This window comes from Lachnospiraceae bacterium JLR.KK002, from assembly GCA_036941025.1.
GTDB lineage: Bacteria > Bacillota > Clostridia > Lachnospirales > Lachnospiraceae > Petralouisia.
In genome coordinates, this window is record JAYMNP010000001.1 from 538,729 (window position 1) to 552,317 (window position 13,589).

Sequence of the window (13,589 nt, forward strand, 5' to 3'; positions counted from 1 at the left end):
GAATGAGTGAAGATAATAAATATATTTTGGAAGTAAAAGATCTCCATACCAGTTTTTTTACGGAAAATGGAGAGGTGCAGGCGGTAAATGGAATTTCCTTTACCCTGGAGCCCGGAAAAACCCTGGGAATTGTGGGAGAATCCGGTTCCGGTAAGTCGGTAACCGCCTATTCCGTTATGCAGATTCTTGCGGAAACCGGTAGAATCACCGGCGGGGAAGTGAGGTATCAGGGAGAGGATATTATCGGATGGAACAGCAGGCAGATGCAGAAGTTCCGGGGAGCGAAATGTTCTATTATTTTCCAGGACCCCATGACCAGCCTGAATCCGGTGTTTACGGTGGGAAGCCAGCTTACGGAGGCGATTCTTCTTCATACAGATAAAGATAAGAAGCAGGCCAGGGAGCGGGCCATTGAAATGCTGACGCTGGTGGGCGTAAATGAGCCGGAGAGCCGGCTGAAACAGTATCCCCATGAGCTTTCCGGCGGTATGCGCCAGCGTGTGATGATTGCCATGGCTCTTGTATGCGAGCCGGATATTCTGATTGCGGATGAACCTACCACTGCGCTGGATGTGACCATTCAGGCTCAGATTCTGGAGTTGATGCAGGAACTGCAGCAGAAGCTGGGCATGGCCATTATCATGGTGACTCATGATCTGGGCGTAATTGCCAGCATGTGTGATGAAATTCTGGTTATGTATGGCGGACGTGTCTGCGAAAGAGGCACAGCGGATGATATTTTCTATCGTCCGGCCCATGAATATACGAAAGGCCTGCTGCGCTCCATTCCGAAGACAGACAATATGAATGAAAAGCTGGTTCCCATTGGCGGAACCCCTATCAATCTGCTGCAGATGCCGGAGGGCTGTGCGTTCTGTCCCAGATGCGACGCAGCCATGAAAATCTGCCTGAAAGAGAAGCCGGAGGAGCTGCGCGTCAGTGAAACCCATCTGGCAAGCTGCTGGATGAATATAAAAGAATTGTATGAAGCACAGGAAGGAGAACAGTCATGAGTGAGAAGGAAAAATACCTGTTAAAGGTGGATCACTTAAAACAGTACTTTCCCGTGCGTCAGGGATTTAAGACCATTCCCCTGAAAGCGGTGGATGATATTTCCTTTGCAGTGAAGCCCGGAGAGACACTGGGACTGGTGGGAGAGTCAGGCTGCGGAAAAACCACGGTGGGAAGGACGCTGCTGCGTCTGTATCAGCCCACGGCAGGGAGAATTGAATTTGACGGAAACGTCCTTTTCGACAGCGGAGAACAGTATGACGAAAAGGGAAAGTTAAAACTGGGAACAGACGGGAAACCGGTGATGGGCAAAAAAGTGGATGTGGATATGCTGCCTTACCGGAAGCAGATGCAGATGGTATTTCAGGATCCTTATTCTTCCCTGAACCCCCGGATGACCGTGGAGGATATTATCGGAGAGCCGCTGGATGTACATAAACTGTACAGCGGCAGAGAGGAACGCCGGGAGAAAATCCTGCAGTTAATGGATTTGGTGGGACTGAACGCCGAACATGCCATGCGGTATGCTCATGAATTTTCCGGCGGACAGAGACAGCGTATCGGAATCGCCCGTGCACTGGCGGTAAATCCCAAATTTATTGTGTGCGACGAGCCGGTTTCCGCGCTGGATGTGTCCATTCAGGCACAGGTTGTCAACATGTTTGAAGAATTACAGGAAAAACTGGGCGTAGCCTATCTGTTTATCGCCCATGACCTTTTGATTGTACATCATATTTCCGACCGTATTGCGGTGATGTATCTTGGAAAAATGATGGAGCTGGCGGATGCGGATGAACTGAACGGGAATCCCATCCATCCCTATACGTTAAGCCTGCTGTCGGCGGTTCCCATTCCGGATCCGGAAACAGCGAGAAACAGCAGGCGCATTATTCTGGAGGGAGATGTGCCGAGTCCGCTGAAAATGCCCACGGGCTGTCCATTCCGAACCAGATGCCGGTATGCCACGGAACAGTGTGCAGAAGAGATGCCGCAGCTTACGGACCGGGGGAACGGCCATATGGTTGCATGTTGGAATAAATAAGGTGTTTTCCAGAGATTTTCTTTGGTGAAAGCATACTTTATTGAACATTTGCAGTTCAATAAGGGATAGATTTAATTTTTTAACAGGAGGAATTAATATGAAAAAGAAACTGGTATCTGTATTACTGGTTGCGTGTATGGCATTGAGTCTTACCGCCTGCGGCGGAGATAAAAATGGTGCGGCCAATGATACAAAGACAGAAGGAACAGATGAGAATGCAGATGCTGCAGATGATTCATCTGAAACTTCTCAGACAAACACAGACCCAAACGTGCTGAACATCAATCTGGCATCTGAACCGGATTATCTGGATCCGGCGCTGAACAGTTCTGTGGATGGCGGATGTCTTGCTGTAAATACGTTTGCAGGATTGTATACGTATGACAAAGATGGCAATCTGATTCCGGATCTGGCAACCGATATGCCTGAAGTGAAACAGGTGACAGAAGACGGAGAAGAAGTAACAGAAGGAGAAACAGCGGACGCAGCAGCAACGGACGGAAATGAAGCGGCAGAAGGAGAGGCTGCAGAATCAACAGAAGGAGAAGCAGCAGACGAAGAAGAGAAAAAGGTTTATACTGTTTATACCGTTAAGCTGAAAGAATCCAAATGGAGCAACGGAGATGACCTGACTGCAAAGGATTTTGTGTATAGCTGGAACCGTGCGTGTGCGGAAGAAACAGCGGCAGATTATGGATATCTGTTTGACATTATCGCGCGGAAAGATGACGGCACTCTGAATGTTGAGGCTCCGGATGATTATACCCTGGTGATTACGCTGACTAATCCATGCCCTTATTTCAACGACTTAATGGCGTTCCCCACATTCTTCCCGGTACATCAGGCTTCCGTGGAAGCAGCAAATCCGGACGGAGACATTCCTGGAAAATGGGCGGAGGAAGCAGGATTTGTATGCAACGGCGCTTATACACTGGAATCATGGAATCATGACGAAAGCATGGTCTACAAAAAGAATCCCAATTATCATAATGTTGACAGCGTAACCATGGAAGAACTTCATTTTATGTTAAACGCGGATGATACCGCTATTTACGCGGCATACAACAGCGGCGATGTGGATTATATTGATACCGTGCCAAATGATGAAATTTCTTCTCTGAACGGCGTAAATCCGGAATTCGGTATCCTGGATAACCTGGGAACCTACTATATTGGTTTCAATGTAAACGATCCGGTTTTTGACGGAAAAACCGTAGAAGAAGCAGCAAAAATGCGTCAGGCAATGAATATTCTGATTGACCGTCAGTTCATTGTTGAGAATATCGGGCAGTCCGGACAGATTCTGGCGGATTCCTTTGTTCCGGTGGGTATGGCAGACGGTAACGGCGGCGTATTCAAGCAGGAAGATACCAGCTATTATGACGCAGAGACCACAGGCGCAGCCATGGTAGAAGATGCAAAGAAGCTGATGGAAGAAGCAGGATACAGTTTCACAGACAACGGTGACGGTTCATACAAAATTGATCCGGCAATCAACATGACATATCTGACCAATGAGGGTACCGGCCATGAAGCGATTGCAGCAGCAGTGCAGCAGGATTTTGCACTTCTGGGAATCGGTCTTGAAATCAAGACAGAAGACTGGAACGTATTCCTGGAAGACCGGAAGAACGGAAACTTCACCATCGCCCGTGAGGGATGGCTGGCTGACTACAATGACCCGGTCAATATGCTGGAGATTTTCACTTCCGATTCCGGTAACAATGATATGCAGTTAGGAAAGGGTAAAAAGAGTGATTCCGCGCCTGAATGGGCAGAGTACGACGCACTGATTACAGAAATCCGCAATACTGCAGATTTTGCAAAACGTGTGGAACTGATGCATACGGCAGAAGATATGCTGATGAATACATGGGCAGTTGTTCCGCTGTATTACTACAATGATATCTACATGCAGAAATCAAATGTGGACGGTATCTATGCAACCATCTATGGTATGAAATACTTTATGAATGCAACAAAGCAGTAAGATACTGAAATTCTGAACACAGAATTATTCAAATAAAAAGGGGCTGTGAAACACAGCCTCTTTTTTAATCTGCTGCCTTTACTTCCTTCCAGAGCAGATTCAGTTTCATGGTGGATTCATCGTCCAGAGGTTTTAATACTTCGCAGTTATCCAGAGTTTCTTTTGGCGGGAAGATGGTAGTGTTTTCCTGCAGTTCCTCATCCAGAGCTTCTCTGGTTCTGACATTGGGAGTGGCATAATATACATAGTCAAAATTCATCATGGAGATATCTTCCCGGCACAGAAAATTCAGGAATTTTTCCGCATTTTCTTTCTGTTTTGCAGATTTTGGGATAAACCAGGAATCAATCCACATATTGGAGCCTTCCTCCGGTACGGAAAAAGCGAGTTTGTCGTTAAATTCCAGCGCATATCCGGCCTCTCCGGAATAGACCACAGCCATGGCGGCGTTATTTCCAATCATTTCGTCCTGGGCTTCATCCACCAGATAGGAATAGACCAGGGGTTTCTGCCGAATCAGCATATCCTGGGCCTGCTTCAGGGCCTGTTCGTTCGTGGTATTCAGAGATTCCCCCAGCAGCTTTAAGGGCACCATAAAAGAGTCCCTGACAGAGTCTGCCATGATAATCTGGCCGCTGTATTTTTCGTCCCACAGAATATTCCAGGAATTTACTTCGGATTCATCCACCATATCTTTGTTGTAGAGAATTCCCACTGTTCCGAAAAAATAGGGGATGGTATATTTGTTTTCCGGGTCAAAGGATTTTGAAAAATCAAAATAGGTGGAATCCAGATTTTCTTTCAGGGGAATATTGTCAAAATTCAGTTCCTGGACTTCGCCCTCCTGAATCAGTTTTTCTATCATGTAATCTGAGGTGCAGATTAAATCGTAATCAATAGCACCGGCCCGGTATTTTGTGTACATATTTTCCGGGGTAATGTATTCTTCGTATTCTACTTTGATGCCTGTCTCTTCCTCAAACATCTCTATGGCTTCCGGTTCCAGATATTTTCCGTAATTCAGCACCGTCAGAGTGTTTTCCGAGTCTTTGCCGCAGCCGGCCAGAAGGACCCAGAGGGCGAATACCGCCAGCAGAGGAAGTTTTCTCAGAACGCGTTTCATTTGCAGGCAGGGGGAATGTGATGCATGTTTCATGGGGACAGTTCTCCTTTGTTCATTTTGCGGGCGGAAGGGCCGAAGTTCATAAACAGCAGCAATACCAGCGCCAGTAAAAATAAAATGGTAGACAGGGCGTACATTTCCGGCCGGATGCCTTTGCGCATTTCCGTGTAAATCATGGTGGACAATGTGTTGATGCCCGCGCCTTTGGTGAAATAGGTGACAGAAAAATCATCCAGCGACATGGTCATTGCCATGAGAAAGCCGGAAAGCACGCCGGGGCGTATCTGGGGCCAGATGATTTTAACAAAGGCATAAAAGGGGGTGGCTCCCAGATCCAGTGCGGCTTCGTAGGTGGTGCGGCTGCTCTGTTTCAGCCGGGGCAGCACATTCAGGATAACATAGGGAATGTTAAAGGTAATATGTGCAATCAGCACCGTGTTCATGCCCAGTCTGGTAAATCGGACAAACAGAAGCATCATGGAAATGCCTGTAACAATATCCGCATTGAGCAGAGGGATATTGGTGGCGCCAATCATAATGGTCTGATTCCGCTTTTTCATGGCGTCGATGCCCAGGGCTGCCAGGGTACCCAGAAGAGTGGCAAACAGGGCGGAAGCCAGAGAAATAAAAATGGTGGTTCCGAACGCCGCCATAATGGTGCTGTCGGAAAAGAGGTTTTTGTACCATTTCAGGGTAAATCCGCCCCACTGAACTTTTGTTTTGGAATCATTGAAGGACAGAATAATCAGCACCGCAATGGGAAGGTACAAAAACAGAAAAATAATGGTCAGATAAATTCGTTCCGCAGATTTTTTTACCATACGCCGGCACCTCCTTCGTCCCCTTTTGAGCTCATCAGAGCCATACTTGCAATGACAAATACCATCAGTACCAGAGAAAGGCCGGAGCCCAGATTCCAGTTGTATTCCTGCATAAAGGCCTGCTCAATCACATTTCCGATGAGCAGTACCTTGCCTCCGCCCAGCAGGTCGGAAATGGCGAAAGAAGTCAGGGCCGGGACAAATACCATGGTAATGCCGCTGATGACTCCGGATATGGTAAGGGGTACAATGATTTTAAAAAATATGGTAATGCTTCCCGCTCCCAGATCTCTGGCAGCTTCAATAATGTCCGGCTGAATCCGCGCCATGGCGTTATAGATGGGAAGTATCATAAAAGGAAGAAAATCATATACCATGCAGAAAACCACGGCAAAAGGCGTATTTAAAACATCCAGAGCCGGAAGATGCAGGGTGTTCAGCAAAGTGTTGATGACACCGTTGTTGGACAGAAGCATCCGCCAGGCCAGAATCCGCAGCATGAAATTCATCCACATGGGCAGGATAAAAATAAACACGATAAATCCCTGACGTCTGACTTTCATTTTAGTTAAAATCATGGCCAGCGGGTAAGCCAGAATCAGGCAGATTCCGGTGCAAAGCAGCGCCAGCTTCAGGGAAAGCAGCAATGCCTTCATATGGATGGAGGCAGTTATGGATGTGATATTCAGCAGGGTAAAATGGCCGCTGGTGGTGGTAAAGGCATAATAAAGAATCATTACCACCGGCAGCAGAATAAATCCTGCCATCCATAAGAGATATGGCCCCGTCAGGAGCTGTCTTTTCAGGTCACGCATCTGATTCCACCGCCTTTTCGTCACTGGATTCCGGTTTGTTCATAATCTGAATGTTAAAGGGGTCTACCCGGATGCCCACATGGGAGCCCACCGGATGCATCTGAGTGGTCTGCACCAGCCATTCGCAGCCGTTGGCCAGTACTTCAATTTCCCAGTGAACGCCTTTGAAAATCAGGGAGATAACGTCTCCCTCCAGCATACCCTGTTCCGGGGCAACCAGTTCCACATCCTCCGGCCGGATGACCACGTCCACCGGGGTATTGCAGCCGAATCCTTCGTCCACACAGGGGAAATTCACATCCAGAATCTTTACCAGACGGTCTTCCAGCATCAGACCGTCAATAATATTGCTTTCTCCGATAAAATCGGCTACAAAAGCGTTGGTGGGTTCATTGTAAATGTCTTCCGGTGTTCCAATCTGCTGAATATAGCCCTGGTTCATAACCACAATGGTGTCCGACATGGTAAGGGCTTCCTCCTGGTCGTGGGTAACGTAGACAAAGGTAATGCCCAGCTCATTTTTCAGACGTATCAGCTCGTACTGCATATCCTGCCTGAGCTTCAAATCCAGCGCCCCCAGGGGTTCGTCCAGAAGCAGTACTTTCGGCTCGTTTACAATGGCACGTGCAATGGCAATCCGCTGCTGCTGGCCGCCGCTTAAGGAATCCACGCTCCTTCGTTCGAATCCGTCCAGGTTCACCAGCTTTAAGGCATATTTGATTTTGTCATCAATGTAGGATTTGCTCTTTTTCCGGATTTTCAGGCCGAAGGCAATATTTTCCGCAATGGACATATGGGGAAACAAAGCATATTTCTGGAATACCGTATTTAACTGACGTTCGTTGGGGGCCAGTCCGGTGATGTCTGTTCCGTCGAAAATCACCGTGCCTGCATCCGGCGCCTCGAAACCGCCGATAATCCGGAGAGTGGTGGTTTTTCCGCAGCCGGAGGGTCCTAATAAGGTAAGAAATTCATTTTCACGGATGTACAGGTTCAAATCGTCCAGAACGGTCTGTCCGTCAAAGGATTTGGTGATATGCTGTAAATCAATCAGTCGTTTGCTCATCGTTTGTTGTCCTCCTAAAAGCTGGGGGGAGTGGAAACCCAGAGGATGGTTGCTTCCCTGCCGCTGTAATTTTCGATATAGTGCTTTTTTCCTGCTTTGAAATAAAAGGATTCTCCCTGTCTGACCGTATAGGTCCGGCCTCCGTAACAGAGCCGGATGGAGCCTTTTAATACATACCCGAATTCTTCCGCTTCATGAGGAAGCTGGATTTCGGAGGAGCCCTGGGGAGCCAGCTTCATAAGTACCGGTTCCATGGCATTTTTCTGGGCGTTGGGAATGAGCCATTTGATGGTGTGGTGCAGGTCCTCATTTTCCTTTATAAAATAATCCTCCTGTTTAAATACAATCTGTTCCGGTTCCGGGTCAGAAAAAAATTCTGCCGGGGTGGTGCCAAGGCACTGGATGATGTCAAGCAGGGTCCCCACGGAAGGAGAAGTGAGGTTGCGCTCCAGCTGGGAAATAAACCCTTTGGAAAGTTCGCTCCGGTCTGCCAGCTCCTGCTGGGTCAGTCCGTACTGAATGCGCAGTTCTTTCATACGGTGTCCAATGTCCATGGAAATCATCCTTTCTGAATATAAACATGAAGTATAGTAATTGTAAAGTCAAACTGATAATGTATTTTGTGTTTAATATTATTAAACACAAAATACATTATAAATGGAAACCAGAAAATGTCAATAGAAAAAATTTTAATTTTGTAGAAAAAAGGGATTGCAAAACGGTGTCAAAGCGGGTATAATAATTGAGAATTACCAATCGCAGACGGAACAGAACGGTTCCGTGTCATATGCCAAAGTGGCGCAGTTGGTAGCGCGTCGCATTCGTAATGCGCAGGTCGAGGGTTCGAGTCCCTTCTTTGGCTGAATGGGAGCTGTAATTATTACAGCTCCTTTTTGTCTCTTACAGGAAAGCGAGGGAATGATATGGAAGCATTGAGAAAAAAAGAATTCTTTACAACAGAAGATATTTACAGCCTGCCGGAAGGGCAGAGGGCAGAACTGATTGACGGACAGATTTATGATATGGCGCCTCCGGGAAGAACCCATCAGAGTCTGGTAACAAAATTCACCTATGAAATAAAAAGTTACATCAGGAATAAACATGGAGACTGCGAGGTATATCCGGCGCCTTTTGCGGTGTTTCTGAATAAGGATGAGTTTACTTATGTGGAGCCTGATTTGTCTGTGATCTGTGACAGCTCCAAACTGGATGAAAAAGGGTGCCACGGCGCGCCGGACTGGGTAATTGAAATTGTTTCTCCCGGCAGCAGGCGTATGGATTATTATATCAAGCTGTTTAAGTACCAGAGTGCGGGAGTCAGGGAATACTGGATTGTGGATTCGGAGAAACAGCGTGCGGTGGTTTATAATTTTGAAAAAGAGACCACAGAAGAATATTCTTTTGAAGATGAAATACCCGTGGGCATTTATGAAGAATTTTCCATAAAGATTCGCGAAAATCTCAAAGAAGGGGGAAATTAAGCGGATGCCAGTGACCGGCGTGAATGGTAATGAGGTTACAGTTTATTATGCCTTCTGTCCCCGGCATGGAGAAAAACCGGGAGAATATCTGAAGCATCAGAGAATACTGGCGGATGAAATATTAAATTATGGTTTTAAAAACTGTTTTGGTATGGAATTTGACAGAAGAAAGGTGGAAAAAGGAATACATGGGAAGCCTTTCTGGAAGCCGGAGAAGGGGATTTGTTTTAATGTAAGCAACACGGAAGGCCTTGTAGTATGCGCAGTTGCCCGGTGTGAAGTGGGCGTGGACGGGGAAAAAGTGAAAAAGGTACGGATACCTGTTGTCCGCCGCTGCTGCAGCCTGAAAGAGCAGCGCTATATTCTGGGAAAAGACCAGGAAGAGATGGATGAAGCAGCATATAGCCGCTTTTTTCAAATCTGGACTTTAAAAGAAAGCTACATTAAAATGACCGGAGCGGGAATGTCTTTTCCTGTGGAACAGATAGAATTTGATGTGGTGAAAAAAGACTGTTTTGGTAATCAGAATGGATATTTTGTGCAGAGACAGACAGGCGATTACTGGATTTCCCTCTGCACGGAAGAAGAAGCGGAGATTGTCTGGCAGGAATTTCGGGCAGAATCCGAAACAGCCCTGAAGTGAAGGCTGCCCCGGATACTTATCCGATTGTTCGGAAGGATTATGGCCATTCTGCTTACAGAGGCGAAAGGCTTTTATAAGAAATGTTTCAGATAACGCTTTTCCAGAAGGGTAATCAGGCTGTAAAGACCCCAGGCCAGAATACACAGAATCACAATGGACATAATTACCCAGTCCAGCTTAAATACCTGGCTGCCGTAAATAATCAGATAGCCCAGCCCCTGCCGGGAAGCAATGAATTCGCCGATAATGACTCCCACCAGACAAAGGCCGATATTGACCTTCATAAGCGAGAACAGGGTGGGGATACCGGCAGGCAGAATTACTTTGGTGAGCGTATGGTATTTTCTGCCGCCCATGGTGTAAATCAGCTTTATTTTTTCCGGATCCACAGACTGGAAGCTGGTGTAGAGGCTTAAAATGGAGCCGAAGATGGCTACGGACACGCCGGTAATGATAATGGTGTTGTAGGTTGCACCCAGCCATACAATGAGCAGAGGCGCCAGGGCAGATTTCGGCAGACTGTTTAAAATGACCAGATAAGGCTCCAGTGTTTCGGAAAGTCCTTTATTTAACCATAATATAATGGTTACTGCCAGGGATATCAGAATTACAAGCAGAAAACTGACCATGGTTTCAAACAACGTAATACCGATATGGGCGAACAGGGTCTGGTCCAGTATCATTCCGTAAGCGCAGAGCAGAATTTTGGAAGGACTGCTGAAAATGAAGGAATCAATCAAATCCAGTCTGGCAGCCCCTTCCCAGACAGCCAGAAATAAAATAAAAATACACAGTCTGCTGACTGTGACGGTACGTTTATGCTTTTTCTGAGCGAGCAGAAAATTCTGCTGGGCAAGGGATATTTCACTCATTTTCATTCAGCTCCTTCCATATTTTATTAAAATAATCTTTAAATTCCGGAGAGTTTCTCCGCTCCAGTGCGCTGATGTTGCCCGGAAAATCAATATCTACCACAGTCTGAATGGTGGCAGGACGTTTGCTCAATACCAGCACCTGGCTGCCCAGGCTGACGGCTTCTGACAAATCATGAGTCACTAAAATTGCAGTTTTCCCTTCTTTTTTGATAATCGCTCCGATATCATCTCCTACCGTAAGACGTGTCTGATAATCCAGTGCGGAAAAAGGTTCATCCAGCAGCAGGATTTCCGGCTTCAGTACCAGGGTGCGAATCAGTGCCGCCCGCTGGCGCATTCCGCCGGAGAGCTGAGAAGGCCTGGCATCTTTGAATTTGTACAGACCGTAGGTTTTCAGCATATCCAGTGCCGTTTCTTTTGTTTCCGGCGTCAGTTTATTCTGGATTTCCAGTCCCAGCAGAACGTTTTTTTCAATGGTGCGCCATTCAAACAGGTGATCGTGCTGCAGCATGTAACCGATGGCATTGCAGCTTTTCTGGTTCAGCTTCTGCCCATAAAATAAGATGGAACCGTGTTCCGGTTCCAGAAGTCCTGACAGAAGGGAGAGGAGGGTGGATTTGCCGCACCCGCTGGGCCCCACAATGGCCAGAAAATCACCTTTATGAACCGTAAAATTTATATTGGATAAAGCAGGCGTTTCCCCCTGCATGGTATGATAGGAATAACCCACATGGCTGATTTCCATTAATTTTTCCATAAAGTTCTCCTTATTGTTACTTATTGATATAGTATGACCGGGGAGGGGAAAGGGTGCTTTCTGAGGGAGGAAAGTGCGGCATAAAACATTACTGTTCACACCCGTAGGGTGTGAACAGTAATGGTCAGATTTTTATTGTCACAGGCAGCAATTGCCGATATAATAAAAGCAGGAAACCACATGTCAGTACGAACAGGTTCCGTACCCATTCGGAATCATGAGCACAGGAAAGGAATCCCCATGACATACCAGTGTTTAATCATAGACGATGAAAAATTACTTGCAGACAGTACAGCAGAATACTTTAATTTATTTGGAGTAAAAACAGCGGCCGTATACAGTGAGGAAGAAAGCCGCTGTTTTTTTTGAGGAAAATACCGCAGAGCTTCTGCTTTTGGATATCAATCTGGGAGACGGAAGTGGATTTGCACTGTGCAGGGAACTGCGGGAACAGACAGATATACCAATTCTTTTTATTTCTGCCAGGACCAGCGATGACGATAAAATTGCCACGTTAAATATCGGCGGCGACGACTATATCCAGAAGCCCTGTTCCCTGAGGGTTCTGCTGGCCAGAGTTCAGGCGGTCCTGAGACGTTATGGAAAAGGGAAAGAAGAAAATTATCAGGACGACAGGCTGAACATTGATGTTCCGGGTCAGACCCTGACGGTGGATGGCAGGAAAGTGAAATTAACCATGATGGAATTCCGGCTGTTGGCCTATCTGGTTCAGAACCGTGATAAAGTAGTGTCCAAACAGGAACTGTTTGAACATGTATGGGCGGATAAATTTACCGGGGACGGGACACTGAATGTCCATATCCGCAGAATACGCGAGGCCATCGAGGTAAATCCCAATCAGCCGGAGTATATTGTCACCTACTGGGGCAAAGGGTACAGATTTGAGGGAGGCGGAACTGAAAAAAGCAAAACTTGCTGAAGCACAGGCAAATGCGGAGAAAAAGGAGTTGGTGGCCAGTCTGTCCCATGATATCAAAACCCCGGTGGCCAGTATAAAAGCTGCGTCCGAGGTAGGATTAGCCCTTGCGGAAAGTGAGAAGATACAGGAAAATTACAGGCAGATCATTCAAAAAGCCGACCAGATTAACAGTCTGGTCACCAATCTGTTTACTGCAACACTGGAAGAACTGCAGGAGTTTACCGTAGCGCCGGGGGATATGGAAAGCAGGGAGCTTATAAGTCTTCTGGAAAATGTGGATTATCTTCACCGGGCCAAAATCCCGGCCATACCGCCCTGTCTGATATGGGCGGACCGGCTCAGACTGCAGCAGGTCTTTGATAATATTTTTGCCAATTCCTATAAATATGCGGACACAGCCATTCAGGTACGGGCAGAGAAACGGGGCAGCCGGCTGGTAATTGAGATAGAAGACAGCGGCGGAGGGCTGCCGGAGGAAGAAATTCTTTTTATCAAAGAGAAATTTCGCCGGGGAACCAATGCAAAAGCGGTGGAAGGAGCGGGACTGGGCCTGTTTATTTCCAGTTATTTTATGGAAGCCATGAAAGGGGAGCTGGCAGTGGAAAACGGAAAAAAGGGATGAAAGTAAGAGTTGATGTTTCCCTGAGCGGTATGATTTAAGAAACCGTTAAGGATTTTCTAAAGACATTTAAGAACCGGGAAAATAAAATAAAACGTGTAAAACATTTTATGGAAGGAGTTTCCCGATGAAAAAAAAATTATTTACAAAACAGAAAATTATCTGTGGTTTTTGTTGTGTCGTCGGGGCTGGGGCTGGCCGGGTTTGCCTTTGGGATTGCCCGCCTGATGTCTCTGCGCATTAAAAAGATTGTGCCCAGGTCACTGCTGGTAAATGAATAACTGATATAATTATAAACAAATTATAAAATCGAAAAAATACTATTGACAATAAAAAACGATAGTGCTATTTTAAGTACATGGATGTTAGCACTCCCACAAGCCGAGTGCTAACAAGAAGAGGCAGG

General features: G+C 46.6%; 15 protein-coding genes and 1 tRNA gene. 9 read left to right on the plus strand and 7 right to left on the minus strand.

Annotated elements, in window-relative coordinates:
* Positions 1-2 precede the first annotated feature (2 nt).
* The 3 genes from VSQ32_02600 to VSQ32_02610 all read left to right on the plus strand — a co-directional run bounded on the left by VSQ32_02600 (position 3) and on the right by VSQ32_02610 (position 4,043).
* Entirely contained in the window at positions 3-1,013 is a 1,011-nt protein-coding gene (locus tag VSQ32_02600) for an ABC transporter ATP-binding protein (protein ID MEH2941768.1), read from the plus strand.
* Positions 1,010-2,053, plus strand: coding sequence for an oligopeptide/dipeptide ABC transporter ATP-binding protein (locus VSQ32_02605; protein MEH2941769.1), 1,044 nt, complete (start codon positions 1,010-1,012; stop codon positions 2,051-2,053). Before VSQ32_02600 ends, VSQ32_02605 begins: the two co-directional genes overlap by 4 nt.
* A gap of 97 nt (positions 2,054-2,150) precedes the next feature.
* On the plus strand, positions 2,151-4,043 hold the full coding sequence (locus VSQ32_02610; GenBank protein ID MEH2941770.1) for a peptide ABC transporter substrate-binding protein: 1,893 nt from the start codon (positions 2,151-2,153) through the stop codon (positions 4,041-4,043).
* 64 nt (positions 4,044-4,107) lie between these two features.
* Here VSQ32_02610 and VSQ32_02615 read toward each other — a convergent pair whose 3' ends face one another.
* Genes VSQ32_02615 through VSQ32_02635 form a run of 5 tightly spaced genes read right to left on the minus strand, consistent with a single transcriptional unit; the run spans position 4,108 to position 8,422 of the window.
* Entirely contained in the window at positions 4,108-5,199 is a 1,092-nt protein-coding gene (locus tag VSQ32_02615; protein MEH2941771.1) for an ABC transporter substrate-binding protein, read from the minus strand.
* Complete coding sequence (locus VSQ32_02620) at positions 5,196-5,987, minus strand: ABC transporter permease (GenBank protein MEH2941772.1); 792 nt, start codon at positions 5,985-5,987, stop codon at positions 5,196-5,198. Before VSQ32_02620 ends, VSQ32_02615 begins: the two co-directional genes overlap by 4 nt.
* Positions 5,981-6,802, minus strand: coding sequence for an ABC transporter permease (locus tag VSQ32_02625; GenBank protein ID MEH2941773.1), 822 nt, complete (start codon positions 6,800-6,802; stop codon positions 5,981-5,983). The genes VSQ32_02620 and VSQ32_02625 overlap by 7 nt, the downstream gene beginning before the upstream one ends.
* Positions 6,795-7,868 carry an ABC transporter ATP-binding protein gene (locus tag VSQ32_02630; protein MEH2941774.1) on the minus strand — a complete coding sequence of 358 codons (1,074 nt, stop codon included), beginning with the start codon at positions 7,866-7,868 and terminating at the stop codon, positions 6,795-6,797. The genes VSQ32_02625 and VSQ32_02630 overlap by 8 nt, the downstream gene beginning before the upstream one ends.
* 14 nt (positions 7,869-7,882) lie before the next feature.
* Positions 7,883-8,422, minus strand: coding sequence for an XRE family transcriptional regulator (locus VSQ32_02635; GenBank protein ID MEH2941775.1), 540 nt, complete (start codon positions 8,420-8,422; stop codon positions 7,883-7,885).
* Positions 8,423-8,657: 235 nt separating this feature from the next.
* Between VSQ32_02635 and VSQ32_02640 the strand changes: the two genes are divergently transcribed.
* The 3 genes from VSQ32_02640 (at position 8,658) to VSQ32_02650 (ending at position 9,992) form a co-directional block, all read left to right on the plus strand.
* A tRNA-Thr gene (locus VSQ32_02640) sits at positions 8,658-8,730 on the plus strand.
* 61 nt (positions 8,731-8,791) lie between these two features.
* Positions 8,792-9,349: a Uma2 family endonuclease gene (locus tag VSQ32_02645; protein ID MEH2941776.1), complete on the plus strand. Its 558-nt coding sequence runs from the start codon at positions 8,792-8,794 to the stop codon at positions 9,347-9,349.
* Positions 9,350-9,353: 4 nt separating this feature from the next.
* Complete coding sequence (locus VSQ32_02650; GenBank protein MEH2941777.1) at positions 9,354-9,992, plus strand: 4'-phosphopantetheinyl transferase superfamily protein; 639 nt, start codon at positions 9,354-9,356, stop codon at positions 9,990-9,992.
* Between the two features lie 71 nt (positions 9,993-10,063).
* Here the strand turns inward: VSQ32_02650 and VSQ32_02655 are convergent, their stop codons facing one another.
* Both VSQ32_02655 and VSQ32_02660 read right to left on the minus strand, forming a co-directional pair.
* Positions 10,064-10,864 (minus strand): ABC transporter permease, encoded by an 801-nt coding sequence (locus VSQ32_02655; protein MEH2941778.1) that lies wholly within the window; start codon positions 10,862-10,864, stop codon positions 10,064-10,066.
* On the minus strand, positions 10,857-11,624 hold the full coding sequence (locus VSQ32_02660; GenBank protein ID MEH2941779.1) for an ABC transporter ATP-binding protein: 768 nt from the start codon (positions 11,622-11,624) through the stop codon (positions 10,857-10,859). Before VSQ32_02660 ends, VSQ32_02655 begins: the two co-directional genes overlap by 8 nt.
* A 180-nt stretch (positions 11,625-11,804) precedes the next feature.
* Between VSQ32_02660 and VSQ32_02665 the strand changes: the two genes are divergently transcribed.
* Genes VSQ32_02665 through VSQ32_02675 form a run of 3 tightly spaced genes read left to right on the plus strand, consistent with a single transcriptional unit; the run spans position 11,805 to position 13,186 of the window.
* On the plus strand, positions 11,805-11,993 hold the full coding sequence (locus tag VSQ32_02665) for a hypothetical protein (GenBank protein ID MEH2941780.1): 189 nt from the start codon (positions 11,805-11,807) through the stop codon (positions 11,991-11,993).
* Positions 11,965-12,564 (plus strand): response regulator transcription factor, encoded by a 600-nt coding sequence (locus VSQ32_02670; protein ID MEH2941781.1) that lies wholly within the window; start codon positions 11,965-11,967, stop codon positions 12,562-12,564. Before VSQ32_02665 ends, VSQ32_02670 begins: the two co-directional genes overlap by 29 nt.
* Positions 12,527-13,186 (plus strand): HAMP domain-containing sensor histidine kinase, encoded by a 660-nt coding sequence (locus VSQ32_02675; GenBank protein ID MEH2941782.1) that lies wholly within the window; start codon positions 12,527-12,529, stop codon positions 13,184-13,186. The genes VSQ32_02670 and VSQ32_02675 overlap by 38 nt, the downstream gene beginning before the upstream one ends.
* Positions 13,187-13,589 lie beyond the last annotated feature (403 nt).